We start from the raw sequence: 16,435 nt of genomic DNA on the forward strand, positions 1-16,435 counted from the left end.
TTGTGCACCCGTGCCTGTCGCGCGATCCCTGAACGGCTCGCCTCATTGCGACGCCAGGGGAGTCATCAGGGGTGCCGATCATCGAGACAGCGCTGCCACAGGCCGGGCAAGTCCCAGAGCGTCCCCGGCGTCGCTATACCTCGCCCGCGATGCGCGAACGTCGCCGTCGCATCGTCGAGATGGCGCACCGGCTGCTGGGCGAGGGGGTGGGCGCGCTGACCATCCGTCGCCTTTCCGAAGAAGCGCACGTGGCGCAGCGCACGATCTACCGCCTGTTCGGCGACAAGGAGGGCGTGATCAGTGCCACCGTCGTCGACCGCATGATCGAAGTGCGCGAGGCGATTGCCGCGCGTGGGCTGATTTATACCCTGCCGGTCGTCTTCGACGAACTGGACTGGATGGTCAGCGAGATGGAGCGGGACACGCTCTACGCGAGGGTCGTCGTCGGCTTCGTGTTCGAGGCGGAAACGCGCGCGCTGGCCGTGCGTGAACTGACCAGCGTGGCGCGCAATCGCTTTCTCGGCTGGCACGCGGTGCAGGAGCGCGCGGGCGCGGTGCGCGGCGATCTCGATATCCAGCAGGTGGTGCGCGATCACGTGATGCACGAGTTCCTCGTCTATCGCCGCTGGACCCTGCAGATCTCGACCAGCGAGCAGTGCCGGCTGGAGCTGCGCGCCTGTTTCCTGCGCAGCGCATCGCTGCTGCTGAAGGATCCCGCACGAGAGGAATACCTGACCGGGCTGGCCCGCATCCAGGCGCGGCTGGCGCAGATCGAACAGGGGCTTCAAGACCCCGCAGATGGAGAGAGCGATGACGATTGACGAATTGCTGGCGCGGGAGGAGATCCGCGAACTGCGCGTCGCCTATTCGACCGGGTACGACGAGATGGACGAGGCGAAAGTGCGCGCCAATTTCATCGACGAGGTGGTCTGCGACTATCCCGAGGCCTTTGGCGGCCAGTATCGCGGCGTCGACTCCGTGGTGCAGCTCTTCCGCGACAACTGGGTCCACGCCGAGCACCCCTACGACACCGTCCATTTCATCGGCAACCACACGATCGAGATGACCGGCCCGGACACCGCGCGCGGGCAGTGCATGCTGCTCGACTGGGTCATGCGGCACGAGGCGGGTTCTCCCAGCCGGCCGCGCGGCGGCGATGACAACCCGCTGCTGCTGATCGGCCGATACGAGGACGAATATGTCCGGCACGACGGCAAGTGGAAATTCGCGCGCATCAAGCTGACCACGACCTGGCCCTACCGGGTCGTCTGACCCGGCAAGGCAGGTGCGCGGCGCGACCGGCTCACTTGTTGGTGGAGCCGGCCGCGCTCTCGTTCCTGCCGCTGCGCAGTTCGGCGGCGCGGGCGCGGATGTACTGGCGCAGCGCGCCCAGTTGCTCTTCGCCGAATTCGCCGAACTGGGGCATCCCCGCAGGCACCAGGACGCCGTCGCGCACCACCGAGGCGAAGGCTTGTGCATCGGCGGCAGCGCCCGGCGTGCGCAAATCGGGGGCGGTGCCGCCGCCGATCGCACCGGTGCCGTGGCAGACCGCGCAGCGCCCGTTGAACAGCGCCTCGCCCTTGGCGGCCAGCGCGGGATTCGCCTTGTAGTCTGGGTCGTCGAAGGCGACCGGCTTGTACGGTTCCTGCTTCGGCAGCGTGGCCTTGCCGCCCAGCATGAACGTCAGCACCCGGCGCTTCTGATGGCGGTAGTCGATGCCGTATTTGGTGAACATCGGGCCGAACAGCCCGGCGCTGGTGCCGATGCCTGCGACGACGGTGACGTATTGCCTGCCGTTGTGGCGGTAGGAGATCGGCGGCGCGACGACGCCGGCGCCCGCGTCGAAGTTCCAAAGCCGCTTGCCGTCGCGCGCGTCATAGGCCGAGAAGCCGCTGTCCGGGCGGCCCTGGAAGATCAGGTTGCCGCCGGTTGCCATGATGCCGCCGTTGAGATGGGCTTCCATCGGCAACTTCCATCGTGCTTCCTGCTTCACCGGATCCCAGGCGACCAGCCAGCCGGTCTGCTCTCTCCCGCCGTTGCCGATCGAATAGCCGACCCCCGGGGTCAGCCCCATCTTGGGGTTCCACTTGAAGTTTTCAGGCGTGATGCCGCTGTCGTCGAACGTGACCTCGAGGTCGATGGCGGGAATATAGGCAAGCCCCGTCTGCGGGCTGTAGGCCATCGGCATCCAGCTGTGCGCGCCGAGCGGTGTCGGGCGGAAGGTGGTCGGCCCGTCTTCGTAGCGCACGTTCTCCGCCTCGATCGGGCGGCTCGTGGCAAGGTCGATCCCCGTCGCCCAGGTCACGTCGACGAAGGGCTTTGCGCTGATCAGCTTTCCGGTCTTGCGGTCGATGACGTAGTAGAACCCGTTCTTCGGGGCGGTCATCACCACCTGCCGCGGCTGGCCTTCGATGGTGAGGTCGGCCAGTTCCATATCCATCGAGGCGTTGAAGTCCCAGCTTTCGCCGGGGTTGATCTGGTAGTGCCACTTGTAGGCGCCGGTCTTCGCGTCGAGCGCGACGATCGAGCACAGGAAAAGGTTGTCGCCCTTGCCTGCAGAGCGGATCTTGTGGTTCCAAGGCGCGCCGTTGCCGGTGCCCAGCAGGATCTGGTCGTTGGCCGCGTCGTAGGTCATCGCGTTCCAGACGCTGCCGCCGCCGCCGTACTTCCACCATTCCCCGGCCCAGGTCTTGGCCGCCATGGCCATGGCCTCGTTCTCGAAACCGTCGGCGGGGTTGCCGGGAACGGTGTAGAATTCCCAAAGCATCTTGCCGGTGTCGGCATCATAGGTCCGCACCAGGCCGCGCACGGGCCCCGAATCCGAACCGCCGCTGCCGATCATGACCTTGCCGTCGAACACGCGGGGCGGGCCGGAGATGAAGCGCAGCTCGTCCTTGCCGAAAGTCTGCGCGGTCCACACCGGCTGGCCGCTCTTCTCGTCCAGCGCGATCAGCCGACCGTCCTGCGTGGCGGTGATGACCTTGTGGTTCCAGTAGGCAATGCCGCGGCTGCCCCAGCCCTGCCGCAGCTTGATGCCCGATGCTTCGGGCGCCTTGGGATCGTAGGTCCATTTCTCCTTGCCGGTCTCGACATCGATGGCGCGGATCACCGAATAGCCGGTGGCGAGGTAGATGGTCCCGTCCACCTCGATCGGCCCCGTCGCCGGATTTCCCGCGGGCAGGTCGACATACCAGGCGAGGCCGAGCTGGTCGACGTTGTCGGCGTTGATCTTGGTCAGCGGGCTGAAGTGCTGCTCGCCGTAAGTGCGACCGAACGCGGGCCAGTCGTCGCCGTCGCTGTCGTCGGACAGCTGCGCCAGCCATGTCGCGTTGCCGATGGCCGGCGCGTCGGCGCTCTGCGTGCCGCATCCGGCAAGAGCAATCGGGCCGAGGGCAAGGGCCACCCGGGAAAAAGGTCGGATCATCGAAGGAAGTCCTTGCGTTGCGATGCGATCAGGAGCGCAGGCCCAGATAGCGCTCGAGTTCGGCGTGGAAGTGGCCGATGCGCTGCTCCTGTTCCGACAGGATCGCGCCCTCGTAGCTTTCGCTTTCCATGCCAAGCTGCACATCGGCGAAGAGCGAGGCGTCCTGGTCGAACAGTTCGCCGAGCCCGCCCTCGCGCCAGTCAACCCGCTCGATCTCGGCCGGCTTGCGACCGGTAATGTCCCACCCTTCGGGCAGGCCCATGTAGGCTGGGGCCTTGATCGCGCCGCTTTCCTGCGGGTGCATCATGACGATCACGTCGAAGACGAACTTGCGCGGGTCGGTCTTGTGCGGCCGGAAGTAGAGCATCGAGATGCCCTCCGGATGCATGCCCAGCTGGATGTTGGGGAAGATGTCGTAGTTCCAGTCGTCGGTCAGCTGGTTGTCGGTGAAGCCCGACCAGTCGACACCCAGCCGCTCGGCCATTGCGCGCTTGGCCTTCTGGATCGCGGGGCGGACCTCCTCCATCCGCCCGGCGAAGCTGTCGGGGTCGAGCCCGACTTCCTCCATCAGCCAGCGCAGGCCGGGGTTCAGACCGTCCTGATTCATGCGCGGCGACTGGTGCGCGAACTTGGTGGTCATCCGGCTCATCCCGTTGGGGAAGAGGTCGATCTGCGCGTGATAGTCGTTGAAGATCGGCAGGATCTGCGGATGGATCGAATGGACGTGATAGGCCTCGTTGAAGCCGTCGACGCCGATCTTCCAGTTCGATTCCCACACCGCCTGCACCCGGCGCATGATGCGCATCTCGGAGATGCGATAAGGTTTCGCATGTTCGACTAGCGGGCCGAGGTGTTCGAGGAGCGAGGGCGCGCCCTTGTCCATGTTGATGAACACGAAGCCTTCCCACGTCTCGCACCGTGCCTGCCGCAGGTCGGCGTTGCGGCACAGCGCCTCCGGCCGGAAAGTCTCGCGGTCCTTGATCTCGATATTGTTGCCGGCAAGGTCGAAGCGCCAGTTGTGGAAGCGGCAGGCAAAGCCGGCGGGCCGCGCCCCGTCCTCATCGGTGACCAGCCGATTACCGCGGTGGGGGCAGACATTGTAGAAGGCGCGGATGCGCATGTCGTCGCCGCGCGCGATGATGAAGCTTTCGCGGGCGATCTCGAAGGTGACGTAGTCGCCCGGTTCGGGAATGTCCTCCTCGCGGCAGGCCCAGCTCCAGACCCGGTTCCACAGGCGGGTGCGTTCCAGCTCGGCCCATTCCTCGCTGAAATAGCGTTCGGGCGAGATCGGGCCGCAGCCGTTGTCGACGTTCTCGATCTTCGCGCCGTGGTCGTCTTGCGGCAGGGCGGGATCGATGACGCAGTCGCGCCGGTACTGGTCGAGTGTCAGTTCGGTCATGGCATCCTCTCGGCAAGAGCGGCCTTTCGGCCCAGATCGCTCTCGAGATTCCTGCCCGTCAGCCCCTCAGGCCGGCCCCCTGTTGTCGTTCTTGGGCCGGGACGCGGGCAATCATCGGTGTGCAGCGTTGAAGGCGAAACGCCCCGGCCGCTGCAGGCCGGGGCACCCCGTCGGGCTGGTTGGCCCTTACATGTCCTTGCCGAAGCGGAAGCCGACCTCGACGCCGAAGTAGCGCGGCGGGCCGTACTGCGCGTTCTGCCACAGGCCAGCGACGTTCTGCACCGCGACCTTGTAGCGCTTGTCGGTCAGGTTCTGGCCGACAAGGCGGACGTAGTAGTCGTCGTCGGCCTGCGTCAGGGTGATCGACCCGTTCACCAGTGTCCGCGATTCGAGGTAGGTGTTGCCGTCCGGATCGGTGATCGCCTGCGTGTTCAGGTTGCGACCGACATGGGCGACACTGCCGTTGAGGCGGACCAGGTGATCGGCCGTGACCGGCAGCTCGTAAGTGCCGTCGATCGTCCACTGCCACTTGGGCGCACGGTCGAGCGGGGCGGTCGACAGGTCGTAACCGGCATCGCCCTGTTCGTAGGTGCCGTACTTCGCATCCTGATAACCCAGCACCCCGCGCAGGGTCAGCCCTTCGAACGGGGTGGCCGACGTCTCGACTTCCAGCCCCTTCACCGTGGCGCTGGCGGCGTTGACGAAGCGGGTCGCCTGGTTCGGCTGGCCGTTGACGATGATCGGCACGTTGAGCTGCTTCTGCAGGTCCTTGTACTTCACGTAGAAGGCGGTGAGGTTGAAGCGCAGGCGATTGTCAAGGAATTCGGACTTGAAGCCCGCCTCCCAGCTGTCGGCCTGTTCGGGTTCGGTGGCCTGCGCCGCTTCGCGGAAGGCGTCGAGGTCGTTGCCGAACGGGGCGAAAGTACCCGACTGGTCGTTGAAGCCGCCGCCCTTGAAGCCATGCGAATATGTCGCATAGGTGAAGAGGTCGTCGGTCGCCTGATAGCTGATGCTGGCGCGGTAGGTCGGCTCGCGCCACTTGTCGTCGATGCGGATGACGCCCGCGGGATAATCGAAGACGTTGGCGTCAAGCGGTTCCTTGATCAGGTCGACGATCGACGGATCGAAGCCGCCGTTCAGCGTGGCGTAGAACGCCTGCTGGCGGCCCCACCAGGTCTTGTCTTCCCAAGTGTAGCGGCCGCCGGCGGTGATCGACAGCTTGTCGGTCGCCTTCAGCGTGCCTTCGAAGAACAGCGCCTTCGACGTCGACTTCTGCGCGTTGCACAGGGTGTAGATCGTGTCGTTCCAGTTGCCGAAAGGCAGCGGGCCGCTGGTGATGTCGAGGAAGCCGAGCAGCTGCGGCACGCAGAAGTTCGCCTTGTCGCGCTGGTAGAAGCCGCCCGCCACGAAGTCGAACGGCCCGCCGAAGTCGGAGGCGAAGCGCAGTTCCTGCTGGTAGGTCTTGCGGTCGTCGTCGCGGCTGGCGTCGAAGAACGACAAATAGGTGCCGTCGGCGCTGACAGCCGTCGCGCCGGCATACGAGTTGGGGATGCGCGAACGCTGGAAGCGATAGCCCGAGACCGAGGTCAGCGTGCCGATGTCCAGATCGTAGTCGATATTGGCGTAGACGCCGTCGACGTAGATCCGCTGCCCCTTGTCGAGGCCCAGCAGGGTGCGCCCGGTATAGGCCGCGTTGTCGAGCGGGTCGCTGCTGTCGGGATTGCGCCCGGTCAGGTTCAGCAGGTCGGTCAGGAACGGCACGCTGCCGGTGTATTCGTTGTTGACGTTGACCGAGGGGACCACGTCGGAATCGTCGCGGAACCATTCGTACTGGAACAGCGCCGAAAGCCGGTCGGTCGGCTGCAGCAGCAGCTTCGCGCGGGCCGACCAGACCGAGGTGCCGCCCAACGTCTCGCCACCGAGGCAGCCCGAGACGCCCGACCACGGCGAGACGATCGGATTGCCGTCGGCGTCGTTGAAGGTCGGCACCGGACCGTAGCAGGCACCGTTCTTGTAATAACCGTCCGACGATTCGTAGCCGCCGACGAGGCGGATCGCGCCCCAGTCACCCAGCGGCACGTTGGCCGCGCCCTTCATCGAGAACGTCCCGAAGTCGCCGTATTCGGCCTTGCCCTCGACCCCGATGTAGTTGAGCTCGGGCCGCTTGGTGCGGACCGTGACCGCGCCGCCGGTGGTGTTCTTGCCGAACAGCGTGCCCTGCGGCCCGCGCAGCACTTCGACCTGTTCCACGTCGAACGTGTCGAGCAGCTGCGTCTGGACCGACGGCATGACGAAGTCGTCGACGAGCACCGCAACCGGCGGTTCGTAGTAGATGATGATCGAAGTCTGGCCCACGCCGCGCATCGCGAACGAGGCGGCGTTGAAGTTGGCGATCGTCGCAGCCGAGAAGTTCGGCACGAAGGCGGCAAGGTCGCCGATGTCGCGCGGGCTCGCCTGCTGGATCAGCTTGCTGTCGACGGCCGAGACCGCGACCGGGGTGGTCTGCAGGTCGGTGGCACGACGGGTCGCGGTGACGACGATCTCGCCGAGACCGCTGGTATTGCGGGCGTTGTCGCCCTGTCCCTCGTCCACCGGTCCGGCGGGGGCGGTTTCGGGGCCGACGTCCGGCTTGTCCTGGGCGAGAGCGGGGCTGGACAGGCTGGCAGCGACAAGCGCGGCCGCACACGTCGAGCGGTACAAAGACTTGGTAATCATCCCCTGGCTCCTCTCCTCGTTCCCGACCATCTTGCGGGTAACGGAAGCGGACCAAAGCACGCCGCAAAGTTACAATCAACCATGTTTGTTTTTTTTCGCATTTTTCCCACAAGTGTTGTCGCAAAGCCTCAGGCCGTGCCGATAATACGGTCAAACATGATTGTTTTTTTAACCGCCGGCCCTATCCTCTCCCGATCGACGATTCCGGCCAACGGGACGAGACAATGGAGAAGAGGATGGCCAGCACCGCAGCACCCGCCACCGACCTGACCGACGATGCCGGCATTTCCGACGCCGACATCGCGGACCTCGTCGCGCGACGCGACATCTATGCCGTGCTCACCCGCTACAGCCGGGCGCTCGACCGGTGCGATGTCGAACTGATGAAGTCGGTCTACTGGCCCGACGGGACCGACGCGCACGGCGTCTTCGACGGCAACGCCGCCGAGTTCGCCGAATTCATCGTCCGCGAGATCCAGGAATGGTTCGAGGTGACGATGCACGGGCTCATGAACGTGCACATGGAGATAACGGGCGACCGCGCCGCGACCGAGACCTACCTTTTCGCATACCACAAGGTGCGCGAGGACAAGGCCGAGGAAATCTTCGGATCGCGCTACATGCAGCGTTTTGCCGGCAAGGGGCTGGACCCGAAGCATCATCACTTCTTCTTCGGCGGCCGCTATCTCGACCAGTTCGAGCGTCGCGAGGGCGAATGGCGCATCTTCCGGCGGCAGGTGGTGATGGACTGGAACGAGAACCGCCCGTCGAACGAGATCATGGACCAGGGAATGTTCGCCACCTTGCGCCCTCTGGGCGAACGCGGGCCGGGCGACCTTGTCTGGAGCAACCGCCCGTGAGCACCGGCGCAAGTCCGGCGGCAGGCGCAAGGGCGCGGCTCAACGAATTGAAGGCGGTGCGTGACATCGAGGACGTGCTGACCCGGTACTGCCGCGCGCTCGACCGTGCCGACCTGGCGATGATGGAAACCGTCTACTGGCCCGACGGAGAGGACATTCACGGCATCTACGTCGGCCGGGCCAGCGAATTCGTGCCCTTCATCATCTCCGAGATCACCCGGTACTTCACGATGGGCACGCACTGCCTGCTCAACATCCACATCGACGTAGAAGGCGATTTCGCGGCCAGCGAATCCACGCTCTATTCCGCCTGCCGCATCCGCAACGGCATGGCCGAGGTGATGCTGGGTTCCCACTATTTCGGCCAGCTGGCCGGCAGCGGGCTGGATCCCGAACACGAGATGTTCGTCATGGCGGGCCGTTATCTCGACCGGTTCGAGCGGCGCGACGGCGAGTGGCGCATCCTGCGCCGGCAAGTCGTGACCGACTGGAACGCCAGCCATCCGTCCAACCAGATACTCGACCAGGGCATGCACCAGACCCTTCGCCCGATCGGCGAATGGGGCCATGGCGATCCCGTCTATGCCAATTCCCGCTTTCTCGAAGGAGCAGCACCATGAGCGACCTTGAATCCCGCATCGCGCGGCTGGAGGCCGAATCCCAGATCCGCCAGCTGATCGCGCACTACAGCTTCGACATCGACGACCGCATCATCGAATCGGTGCGCGACCTGTTCACCGACGACGGCGTGATCCGATCGAAGGACGGGGTCATGTTCGCGCAAGGGCCCGACGCGATCATCGAGCAGTACCATGGCCGCTTCGACGTGCTCGGTCCCGGGCACCATTTCATGCACGACGTGCAGATCGATTTCGTCGGCGACGGCACGAAGGAAGCGACAGGCCGCGTGTCGGGTCATGCCGAGCTGCAGCGCAAGGGCAAGATGATGGTCGCTGCAATCCGCTACGACGACAGGTACCGCAATACCGAGCGGGGTTGGAAGTTCGCGGAGCGGGTGATCCAGTTCCTCTATTACGTGCCGGTGTCTGAATACCCCGACATCCTGCTCAGCGAAAACCGCAACCATGCCTACGATACGCCCAGGCGGGCCGACTTCCCCGAGGCGTTGCCGAGCTGGATCGCCTACCACAAGCAGCGCGAAACCGCGTAAGGAGCGCATGATAATGGCCTATACCTTCCTGTCCCGCTTTCGCATCAAGGACGAGATGGAAGACACCTTCATCGACCTGGCGCGGAAGATGGAAAAGCAGGCCCCGGACGAGCCGGGCACGCTGCACTTCCAGTTCTTTCGCCTCGACGAACCGGGCATGTTCGCGGTGCTCGAAAGCTTTGTCGACGAGGATGCGGACAAGGCGCACATGGCCTATCCGCAGAACAAGGCGCTGATCGAAGGGATGATCGGGTGCATGGACGGGCACTACGTGCGCGAACTGCTCCACGACCTGGCCCCGCACCCGAAAGGCTGACGCAGATGACCCACAAGAGCTTCATCGCGGTGCTCCGCACCAGGCCCGAAAAGCGGGACGAGATGATCGCGCTGCAAAGGGAGCTGAAGGGCCTGGTGTTCGAGCATGAGCCCGACGCCCTCGTCTACGAGCTGTTCCAGTCGGACGACGATCCCGACCTGTTCCACGTCATCGCCACCTTCCGCGACGATGCCGCCTTCGAAAAGCACATGCACATCGATTTCCACGACCGGCTGGTCCCGCCGATCATCGACTGCCTGGCGGAGGACATGGCGCTGACCTTCCATCGCTCGCACCCGGCCGATTGAGTCCCCCGACAGGGCGGGGCGGGGCGGGCAGCGATGCAGGACCGCCCCGTGTCGCCTTGATGGCGCTGAGCACGCCACGGCGCGCTCAGCGCCACTCGCGTTCGCGATACCACTGCGTGATGACGTACTTGGTGCCCTTGCGCACCTTCATGCCGTGGTGGATCGTGGCGGGGTTGGGTGAGCCGTCGGGCCGGCGATTGTTCCAGCAGACTAGCCGGCCCGCCTCGGGCTTGAAGATCTTCTCCGCTGCCTTGAACCGCGTCGCGCCGCCCGCATCGGGCTCGTTCAGATAGACCATGAAGGTCCAGGTGCGCTGGCCCGCGACCGCGCAATACTTCTCGAAGTCCGCGCCCTGCGGCTCGAAATAGTCGGTGTGCGCCTTGAACTCCTGCCCCACTTCGTAGCGCTGGCCCTGCGACGGTTCGGCAAAGCGCGGGTCGATGCCCGAAATTTCGGTGAACAGGTCGCGCAGCCGCTGCACCACCGGCTCGCCCAGCGGCAGGTCGCAGGTCTCGCTCGTGCGGAAGTAATGGTCGCCGTTCGCGTCGGCGATGGTCGACGGGCGGCGGTTCGCATCGATCATGGCAACCAGTTCGGCGCGCATGTCCGACGGCACGAAACCGCGCAGGGTGAACAGCTCCAGCTTGGGCGAGGGGACGCGCTGCATCCCGGGCCAGGTGCGAAGACGCGATGCCACCGATTCGCCGAAATCCTGCATGGACAGGGCGATAGGGGCATCGCCGCGCCGCGCCAAGGGCGGGTCATCGGCGCCGCGCAGACGGCCCGCGTAATAAAATTGCGCAGCCGAGGATTTGATACGTTTTTTGCTTCCCTTTGGAGGCGGCTTGTGCAACAGGCGCAGCCCGCCGCCGATAGCGCTTGACGCATCCGCGCGGCAGTGAAAACAGGCCGTTCCCACCCGCGTCCGCGGGCGGTCAAATGGCTTTGTGGCGACCGTAGCTCAGTTGGTTAGAGCGCCGGTTTGTGGTACCGGAGGTCGTGGGTTCGAACCCCATCGGTCGCCCCAGCTTTCACTGCCGGATCGGGGGCGAAATCCACGCCCCGCGACCCGACCGGAGAGGCGGCGTCAGCTCGCATGTGGAACAATCCCGCGTTCGACGATCACGAAAAGATCACCCTTGTCCATGATCGCGGGAGCGGGCTTCGCGCCATCATCGCGATTCACTCCACGCACCTCGGCCCCTCGGCCGGCGGCACCCGTTTCTGGCATTATGCGGACAGCGCCGCAGCCCTGACCGACGCGCTGCGCCTGTCGCAAGGGATGAGCTACAAGAACGCACTGGCCGGCCTGCCGATGGGCGGCGGCAAGGCGGTGATCCTCGCCGACGCGGACCGTACCAAGACCGAGGACATGATGCTCGCGTTCGGCGACGCGATCGAGAAGCTGGGCGGCGATTACGTCACCGCCGAAGACGTCGGCATCACCGAGGCGGACATGGACATCGTCCACCGCCGCACCCGTCACGTGACCGGCCTTTCGGCCAAGGGCGACGAGCCGACCGTGGGTTCGGACCCCGGTCCCTTCACCTCGTACGGCATCTATCTCGGCGTGAAGCAGGCGGTGAAGCACAAGCTGGGCAAAGACAGCGTTGCGGGCGTCCATGTCGCGCTGCAGGGAACCGGCAGCGTCGGGTCGGGTCTGGCCCGTCACCTGGCGAAGGATGGCGCGACCCTGACTCTCGCCGATGTCGACGCGGCGCGCGCGGCAAACCTCGCTGACGAACTGGGCGCAAAAGCGGTGCCCGCCGACGCGATCCTGACGACGCCGTGCGATGTGTTCAGCCCCAATGCGCTGGGCGCCATCCTCACCGCCGATTCGATCGCCGCGCTCGACTGCGCGGTCGTCGCGGGCGGGGCGAACAACCAGCTCGCCACTGTCGCGGACGGCGACAGGCTGCACGCGCGCGGCATCCTTTGGGCGCCGGATTACGTCATCAACGCGGGCGGCATTATCTCGGTCGCGGTCGAGTACCTGTCGCGCGACGGCAGCGTTCCCGCTACGTTCGAGGAAGTCGACCGCCGCATCGCGCAGATCCCCGGCCGTCTCCAGTCGATCTGGCAGGAATCGGAAGCCGAAGGGCTTGCCGCCAACCGCGTCGCCGACGCGATGGCGCGCGCCGCCATCGGTCGCTGACGTCGCGCACCCGGCACGAACGGCGGCAAATCCCCGGCGAATCTCGTTCTTTGGCCAGTCGCGCGCCGCTTTGACTTGAAGCGGCGCGCGGCGCCTGCCAAAGCGGTGCGCGAAAGCAACATGCACGGTTTCGCCAATCCCGCCCGGTTCCTGCGCCTCGCCCGCTGGCTGACCCCGCTCCTGTTCGTGTCGGGGCTGGTCCTGATGGCGGCATCGCTGATCTATGGCCTGCTCTTCGCCCCCGCCGATCGGCTGATGGGCGATACGGTCCGCATCCTCTATATCCACGTGCCCAGCGCATGGCTCGGCATGGGCGGGTGGACGACCATTGCCGTCGCCTCGCTGGTCGAACTGGTCTGGCGCCATCCGCTGGCGACGATCGCCGCGCGCGCGGCGGCGGTGCCGGGCGCGGTGTTCACCGCGATCTGCCTTGCCACAGGCTCGATCTGGGGCCGCCCGACCTGGGGCACCTGGTGGGTGTGGGACGGGCGACTGACCTCGATGCTGGTGCTCCTGTTCCTCTATTTCGGCTACATGGCGCTGGCCAACGCGGCGCAGAAGGACGGGGTCGCCGGGAGCAGCCGCATCGTCGCCATCTTCGGCATTGTCGGCGCCGTGAACGTGCCGGTGATCAACCGCTCCGTCGTGTGGTGGAATTCGCTGCACCAGCCCGCCAGCATCACGATGGGCAAGTCGGCGATCGATCCGGCGTTCTTATGGCCGCTGCTGGTCGCGACGATCGGTTTTTCGCTGCTGTTCGGCGGCGTGGTGCTGGCGCGGATGCGCACGATCCTGGCCGACTACCAGGCAGAGGCGCGCCTGCGCCGCCGCGCGATGCAGAGCGAGGCGCTGGGCGCTCATGACGCGCAGGGCGCCTACGAAACGAAGGGCGGGGAGACGGCGTGAGCGAAAATCTCGACCACTGGCCATTCGTCATCGCGGCCTATGCGATCGGCGTTATCGGCACGCTGGCGATGGCCGGATGGAGCTGGTTGGCGATGCGCCGGGCCGAGGCGCGGCGCGATGCCACGCGCGAAGGGGGCCGGTCGCGATGAGCGCCGCGCTCAAGCCCAAGCATCAGCGGCTGGCGCTGGTCCTGCTCGCCGTCGTTGTGCTGATCGGCGCGGCGCTGCTGGCGATCTGGGGCCTGCGCGGGCAGGCGAGCTATTTCTACGTGCCGAGCGACATGGTGGCCGATCCGCCCGAAACCGGTCGCGCCGTGCGGCTCGGCGGCATGGTCGAGGTTGGCTCGATCGAGACGCTGCCCGACGGCGTGACCAAGGCCTTCGTGGTCGGCGACGGCAAGGCGCGGGTCAACGTCCGCTATACCGGCATCACGCCGGACCTGTTCGTCGAGGGATCGGGCGTCGTCGCCGATGGGCGCCTGGCGGCGGACGGCACGTTCGTTGCCGACACGCTGCTCGCCAAGCACGACGAGAATTACATGCCGCGCGAGCTGGAGGACATGTCCGACGCGCAGGCCAAGGCAGTGGTGGCCGAAACCCAATGATCGCAGAAGCCGGACTTGCCCTCCTCTGGTTCGCCGCCGCGCTGGCGGTGCTGCAGCTCTTCGCATCGGCCATGGCGCTGAAGGGCGGCGACGGCAGCGCCGAGATGACCGGGCTGGTGCGCCCCGCCGCGATCATGCAGGGTCCGCTGGTCGCGCTGTCGTTCGCGATGCTGATCTGGCTTTTCATCCGCACCGACCTGTCGGTGCTGCTGGTCGCCACCAACTCGCACAGCGCCAAGCCGTTCATCTACAAGCTGGCCGGAACATGGGGCAACCACGAAGGCTCGATGCTGCTGTGGGTCACGGTCATGGCGCTGTCGGGCTCGTTCGTCGGACTGTTCGAGCGTCGCCTTCCCGAACGTACGATGATCGCGACGCTGGCGGCGCAGGCATTCGTCAGCCTCGGCTTCTACGCCTTTCTGCTGTTTTCCTCCAACCCGTTCGAGCGGCTCGATCCGCCGGTCGCCGAAGGGAACGGCCTCAACCCGCTGCTGCAGGACATCGGCCTCGCCTTCCACCCGCCCACGCTCTACGTCGGCTATGTCGGGCTGTCGGTGGCGTTTTCCTTCGCGGTCGGCGCGCTGCTGACGCGCGAGGTCGGGCCGGCCTTTGCCCGCGCCATGCGGCCATGGGTGCTGGGCAGCTGGATCTTCCTCACGGTCGGCATCACCGCCGGATCCTACTGGGCCTATTACGAGCTGGGCTGGGGCGGCTGGTGGTTCTGGGACCCGGTCGAAAACGCCTCGCTGATGCCGTGGCTGGCGGCGACCGCGCTGCTCCATTCGGCCTCCGTCCTCGCCTCGCGCGATGCGCTGCGGATCTGGACGCTGATGCTCGGCGTCGTCGCGTTCTCGATGTCGATGGTCGGCACTTTCCTGGTGCGTTCGGGCATTCTCACCTCGGTCCATGCCTTTGCCGTCGATCCGGAACGCGGCTCGTTCATCCTCGTCCTGCTGGCGATCTACATCGGCGGCGCGCTGGCCCTGTTCGGCGCACGCGCCTCGACAGTGAGCGAAGGCAAGCAGTTCAGCCTGGTGAGCCGGGAGGCGGGGCTGGTGTTCAACAACATCGCGCTCACCGCGATCCTCGGCATCGTCCTGCTCGGCACGCTCTACCCGCTGCTGACGGAAGCGTTCGACACCAAGGTTTCGGTGGGTCCGCCCTATTTCAACCCGGTCTCGGCGATCTTCGCGTTCCCGATGATCGTCGTCATGATGGTCGGCCCGCTGCTTCGCTGGCGCGGCGACAGTCTGGCCCGCATCGGCAAGCGCCTGATCGCGCCCGTCGTCCTGACGCTCGCGGTCCTGGCGGGCACGGCGGTGCTGGCCCCGGGGATCGGCGTCATGGCAACCCTGGGCCTGTGCCTTTCCGTCGGCCTCGCCATCGCCAGCGTGCTGCCGCTACTGGGCCGCGACTTGCGCCGCACGCCGCTGGCCACGTGGGGCATGGTCTTGGGCCACTTCGGCCTTGCCGTCGCGCTGTTCGGCATGGCCAGCGAGAGCGCCTTTTCGACCGAGCGGCTGGTCGCGGCCCGGCCCGGCGACGCGGTCGAGGTAGGGCCCTGGCAGATGCGGCTCCGCTCGATCGAGCCGGTGGCCGGCCCGAACTGGACCGCGCTCGAAGCGACGATCGAGGCGCGTTACCAGGGTGGCCGGCTCGTGACCCTGCACCCGCAGTCGCGAACGTTTACCCAGCCGCCGCAGACCACCAACGAATCGGCGCTTTCGACCCGCTGGAACGGGCAGCTCTATGCCGTCGTGGGCGAAAAGGGCGAGGACGGGCGCTGGCAACTGCGCCTGTGGTGGAAGCCGTTCGTGCCGCTGATCTGGATCGGCGGGCTGATCGTCGCGCTCGGCGGCGCGCTGGCGCTGGTCGGCCGCGTGCTGGGTGACATCCGCCGCGCGCTGCAACGCCGCCGCATCGCCATGCGGCGCGAGGACAATCCCCTGCCCAGGCCGCTTTCGGGGCCCGCAGCGTGAGCCGGTCCGACAGTCCCGCGCCCAAGGGCCGCCCCTGGGCCATCTGGCTGCCGCTGGTGCTTTTCGGCGCGCTTGTCGCCCTGTTCCTCGGCGGGCTGCTGCGCCCGGCGCAGACCGAAGTGGCCAGCGCGATGATCGGCCAGCCGCTGCCCGAATTCACGCTGCCGCCCGCGACCCAGGACCGCCCGGGGCTCGCCACCGCGGATTTCCGCAAGGGGGAGCCGCGCCTGCTAAACGTCTTTGCCAGCTGGTGCGTGCCCTGCGCTGCCGAAGCGCCGCAGCTCGACGAGATGAAGCGCGCGGGCGTGCCGATCGACGGCGTCGCCATCCGCGACCGCAAGGAGGACATCGCCAAGTTCCTCGCCCGGTACGGCAACCCCTTCGCCACCATCGGCAAGGACGACATCAGCGAAGTGCAACTGGGCATCGGCTCGTCCGGGGTGCCGGAAACCTTCGTCATCGATGGCAACGGGGTGATCCGCTACCAGCATATCGGCCCGATCATGGAGCGCGACATCGGCACGATCCTGGTGGAACTGGACAACGCGAGGCAGCCGCTGTGACGCGCGTCCTCGTCCTGTTCGCGGTCTTCGCAGCG

At 66.3% G+C, this 16,435-nt stretch carries 17 protein-coding genes and 1 tRNA gene; 14 read left to right on the forward strand and 4 right to left on the reverse strand.

The window, feature by feature from the left end; translation table 11 throughout:
* The first annotated feature begins 71 nt into the window (after positions 1–71).
* Positions 72–821: a helix-turn-helix domain-containing protein gene (locus tag J2X37_RS02330; RefSeq protein WP_310017283.1), complete on the forward strand. Its 750-nt coding sequence runs from the start codon at positions 72–74 to the stop codon at positions 819–821.
* A complete protein-coding gene (locus tag J2X37_RS02335) occupies positions 811–1,272 on the forward strand; it encodes a nuclear transport factor 2 family protein (protein WP_310017284.1) in 462 nt (153 codons plus the stop codon). Before J2X37_RS02330 ends, J2X37_RS02335 begins: the two co-directional genes overlap by 11 nt.
* Positions 1,273–1,303: 31 nt before the next feature.
* Here J2X37_RS02335 and J2X37_RS02340 read toward each other — a convergent pair whose 3' ends face one another.
* The 3 genes from J2X37_RS02340 to J2X37_RS02350 all read right to left on the reverse strand — a co-directional run bounded on the left by J2X37_RS02340 (position 1,304) and on the right by J2X37_RS02350 (position 7,538).
* The gene (locus tag J2X37_RS02340; protein ID WP_310017285.1) at positions 1,304–3,424 is read right to left on the reverse strand and encodes a PQQ-dependent dehydrogenase, methanol/ethanol family; all 2,121 of its coding nucleotides are present in this window, start codon (positions 3,422–3,424) and stop codon (positions 1,304–1,306) included.
* A gap of 28 nt (positions 3,425–3,452) precedes the next feature.
* Complete coding sequence (locus tag J2X37_RS02345; protein WP_310017288.1) at positions 3,453–4,823, reverse strand: aromatic ring-hydroxylating dioxygenase subunit alpha; 1,371 nt, start codon at positions 4,821–4,823, stop codon at positions 3,453–3,455.
* A gap of 186 nt (positions 4,824–5,009) precedes the next feature.
* Positions 5,010–7,538, reverse strand: coding sequence for a TonB-dependent receptor (locus J2X37_RS02350; RefSeq protein WP_310017290.1), 2,529 nt, complete (start codon positions 7,536–7,538; stop codon positions 5,010–5,012).
* A 236-nt stretch (positions 7,539–7,774) separates the two neighbouring features.
* On the opposite strand from J2X37_RS02350, the gene J2X37_RS02355 reads away from it, so the two are divergent.
* Genes J2X37_RS02355 through J2X37_RS02375 form a run of 5 tightly spaced genes read left to right on the forward strand, consistent with a single transcriptional unit; the run spans position 7,775 to position 10,193 of the window.
* The gene (locus J2X37_RS02355) at positions 7,775–8,398 is read left to right on the forward strand and encodes a nuclear transport factor 2 family protein (protein ID WP_310017293.1); all 624 of its coding nucleotides are present in this window, start codon (positions 7,775–7,777) and stop codon (positions 8,396–8,398) included.
* Positions 8,395–9,018, forward strand: a complete 624-nt coding sequence (locus J2X37_RS02360; RefSeq protein ID WP_310017295.1) for a nuclear transport factor 2 family protein — start codon at positions 8,395–8,397, stop codon at positions 9,016–9,018. The genes J2X37_RS02355 and J2X37_RS02360 overlap by 4 nt, the downstream gene beginning before the upstream one ends.
* Positions 9,015–9,569, forward strand: coding sequence for a nuclear transport factor 2 family protein (locus J2X37_RS02365; protein WP_310017296.1), 555 nt, complete (start codon positions 9,015–9,017; stop codon positions 9,567–9,569). The genes J2X37_RS02360 and J2X37_RS02365 overlap by 4 nt, the downstream gene beginning before the upstream one ends.
* A gap of 13 nt (positions 9,570–9,582) precedes the next feature.
* Positions 9,583–9,885: an antibiotic biosynthesis monooxygenase gene (locus tag J2X37_RS02370; protein WP_310017298.1), complete on the forward strand. Its 303-nt coding sequence runs from the start codon at positions 9,583–9,585 to the stop codon at positions 9,883–9,885.
* 5 nt (positions 9,886–9,890) lie between these two features.
* Positions 9,891–10,193, forward strand: a complete 303-nt coding sequence (locus tag J2X37_RS02375; protein ID WP_310017300.1) for an antibiotic biosynthesis monooxygenase family protein — start codon at positions 9,891–9,893, stop codon at positions 10,191–10,193.
* Positions 10,194–10,278: 85 nt separating this feature from the next.
* Here the strand turns inward: J2X37_RS02375 and J2X37_RS02380 are convergent, their stop codons facing one another.
* Positions 10,279–10,911, reverse strand: a complete 633-nt coding sequence (locus tag J2X37_RS02380) for a 2OG-Fe(II) oxygenase (protein WP_310017307.1) — start codon at positions 10,909–10,911, stop codon at positions 10,279–10,281.
* A gap of 232 nt (positions 10,912–11,143) precedes the next feature.
* On the opposite strand from J2X37_RS02380, the gene J2X37_RS02385 reads away from it, so the two are divergent.
* The 7 genes from J2X37_RS02385 to J2X37_RS02415 all read left to right on the forward strand — a co-directional run bounded on the left by J2X37_RS02385 (position 11,144) and on the right by J2X37_RS02415 (position 16,400).
* Positions 11,144–11,220: transfer RNA gene (locus tag J2X37_RS02385), tRNA-His, on the forward strand.
* A 69-nt stretch (positions 11,221–11,289) separates the two neighbouring features.
* Positions 11,290–12,348, forward strand: coding sequence for a Glu/Leu/Phe/Val dehydrogenase dimerization domain-containing protein (locus tag J2X37_RS02390; protein ID WP_310017308.1), 1,059 nt, complete (start codon positions 11,290–11,292; stop codon positions 12,346–12,348).
* Positions 12,349–12,468: 120 nt separating this feature from the next.
* A complete protein-coding gene (ccmC, locus tag J2X37_RS02395) occupies positions 12,469–13,254 on the forward strand; it encodes a heme ABC transporter permease CcmC (protein WP_310018051.1) in 786 nt (261 codons plus the stop codon).
* Positions 13,251–13,403: a hypothetical protein gene (locus J2X37_RS02400; protein WP_310017309.1), complete on the forward strand. Its 153-nt coding sequence runs from the start codon at positions 13,251–13,253 to the stop codon at positions 13,401–13,403. Before ccmC ends, J2X37_RS02400 begins: the two co-directional genes overlap by 4 nt.
* Entirely contained in the window at positions 13,400–13,858 is a 459-nt protein-coding gene (gene ccmE / locus J2X37_RS02405; RefSeq protein ID WP_310017310.1) for a cytochrome c maturation protein CcmE, read from the forward strand. Before J2X37_RS02400 ends, ccmE begins: the two co-directional genes overlap by 4 nt.
* On the forward strand, positions 13,855–15,837 hold the full coding sequence (locus tag J2X37_RS02410) for a heme lyase CcmF/NrfE family subunit (RefSeq protein WP_310017311.1): 1,983 nt from the start codon (positions 13,855–13,857) through the stop codon (positions 15,835–15,837). Before ccmE ends, J2X37_RS02410 begins: the two co-directional genes overlap by 4 nt.
* Positions 15,834–16,400 carry a DsbE family thiol:disulfide interchange protein gene (locus J2X37_RS02415; protein WP_310017312.1) on the forward strand — a complete coding sequence of 189 codons (567 nt, stop codon included), beginning with the start codon at positions 15,834–15,836 and terminating at the stop codon, positions 16,398–16,400. The genes J2X37_RS02410 and J2X37_RS02415 overlap by 4 nt, the downstream gene beginning before the upstream one ends.
* Positions 16,401–16,435: the final 35 nt, after the last annotated feature.

This window comes from Croceicoccus sp. BE223, from assembly GCF_031457155.1.
GTDB lineage: Bacteria > Pseudomonadota > Alphaproteobacteria > Sphingomonadales > Sphingomonadaceae > Croceicoccus.

Excerpts from the sequence above, each read along its gene's own strand:
- J2X37_RS02380 (WP_310017307.1), bottom strand. The coding sequence starts at position 10,911 with ATGCAGGATTTCGGCGAATCGGTGGCATCGCGTCTTCGCACCTGGCCC.
- J2X37_RS02350 (WP_310017290.1), bottom strand. The coding sequence starts at position 7,538 with ATGATTACCAAGTCTTTGTACCGCTCGACGTGTGCGGCCGCGCTTGTC.
- J2X37_RS02410 (WP_310017311.1), top strand. The coding sequence starts at position 13,855 with ATGATCGCAGAAGCCGGACTTGCCCTCCTCTGGTTCGCCGCCGCGCTG.
- J2X37_RS02390 (WP_310017308.1), top strand. The coding sequence starts at position 11,290 with ATGTGGAACAATCCCGCGTTCGACGATCACGAAAAGATCACCCTTGTC.
- ccmC (WP_310018051.1), top strand. The coding sequence starts at position 12,469 with ATGCACGGTTTCGCCAATCCCGCCCGGTTCCTGCGCCTCGCCCGCTGG.
- J2X37_RS02365 (WP_310017296.1), top strand. The coding sequence starts at position 9,015 with ATGAGCGACCTTGAATCCCGCATCGCGCGGCTGGAGGCCGAATCCCAG.
- J2X37_RS02335 (WP_310017284.1), top strand. The coding sequence starts at position 811 with ATGACGATTGACGAATTGCTGGCGCGGGAGGAGATCCGCGAACTGCGC.
- ccmE (WP_310017310.1), top strand. The coding sequence starts at position 13,400 with ATGAGCGCCGCGCTCAAGCCCAAGCATCAGCGGCTGGCGCTGGTCCTG.
- J2X37_RS02370 (WP_310017298.1), top strand. The coding sequence starts at position 9,583 with ATGGCCTATACCTTCCTGTCCCGCTTTCGCATCAAGGACGAGATGGAA.
- J2X37_RS02345 (WP_310017288.1), bottom strand. The coding sequence starts at position 4,823 with ATGACCGAACTGACACTCGACCAGTACCGGCGCGACTGCGTCATCGAT.
- J2X37_RS02355 (WP_310017293.1), top strand. The coding sequence starts at position 7,775 with ATGGCCAGCACCGCAGCACCCGCCACCGACCTGACCGACGATGCCGGC.
- J2X37_RS02340 (WP_310017285.1), bottom strand. The coding sequence starts at position 3,424 with ATGATCCGACCTTTTTCCCGGGTGGCCCTTGCCCTCGGCCCGATTGCT.
- J2X37_RS02375 (WP_310017300.1), top strand. The coding sequence starts at position 9,891 with ATGACCCACAAGAGCTTCATCGCGGTGCTCCGCACCAGGCCCGAAAAG.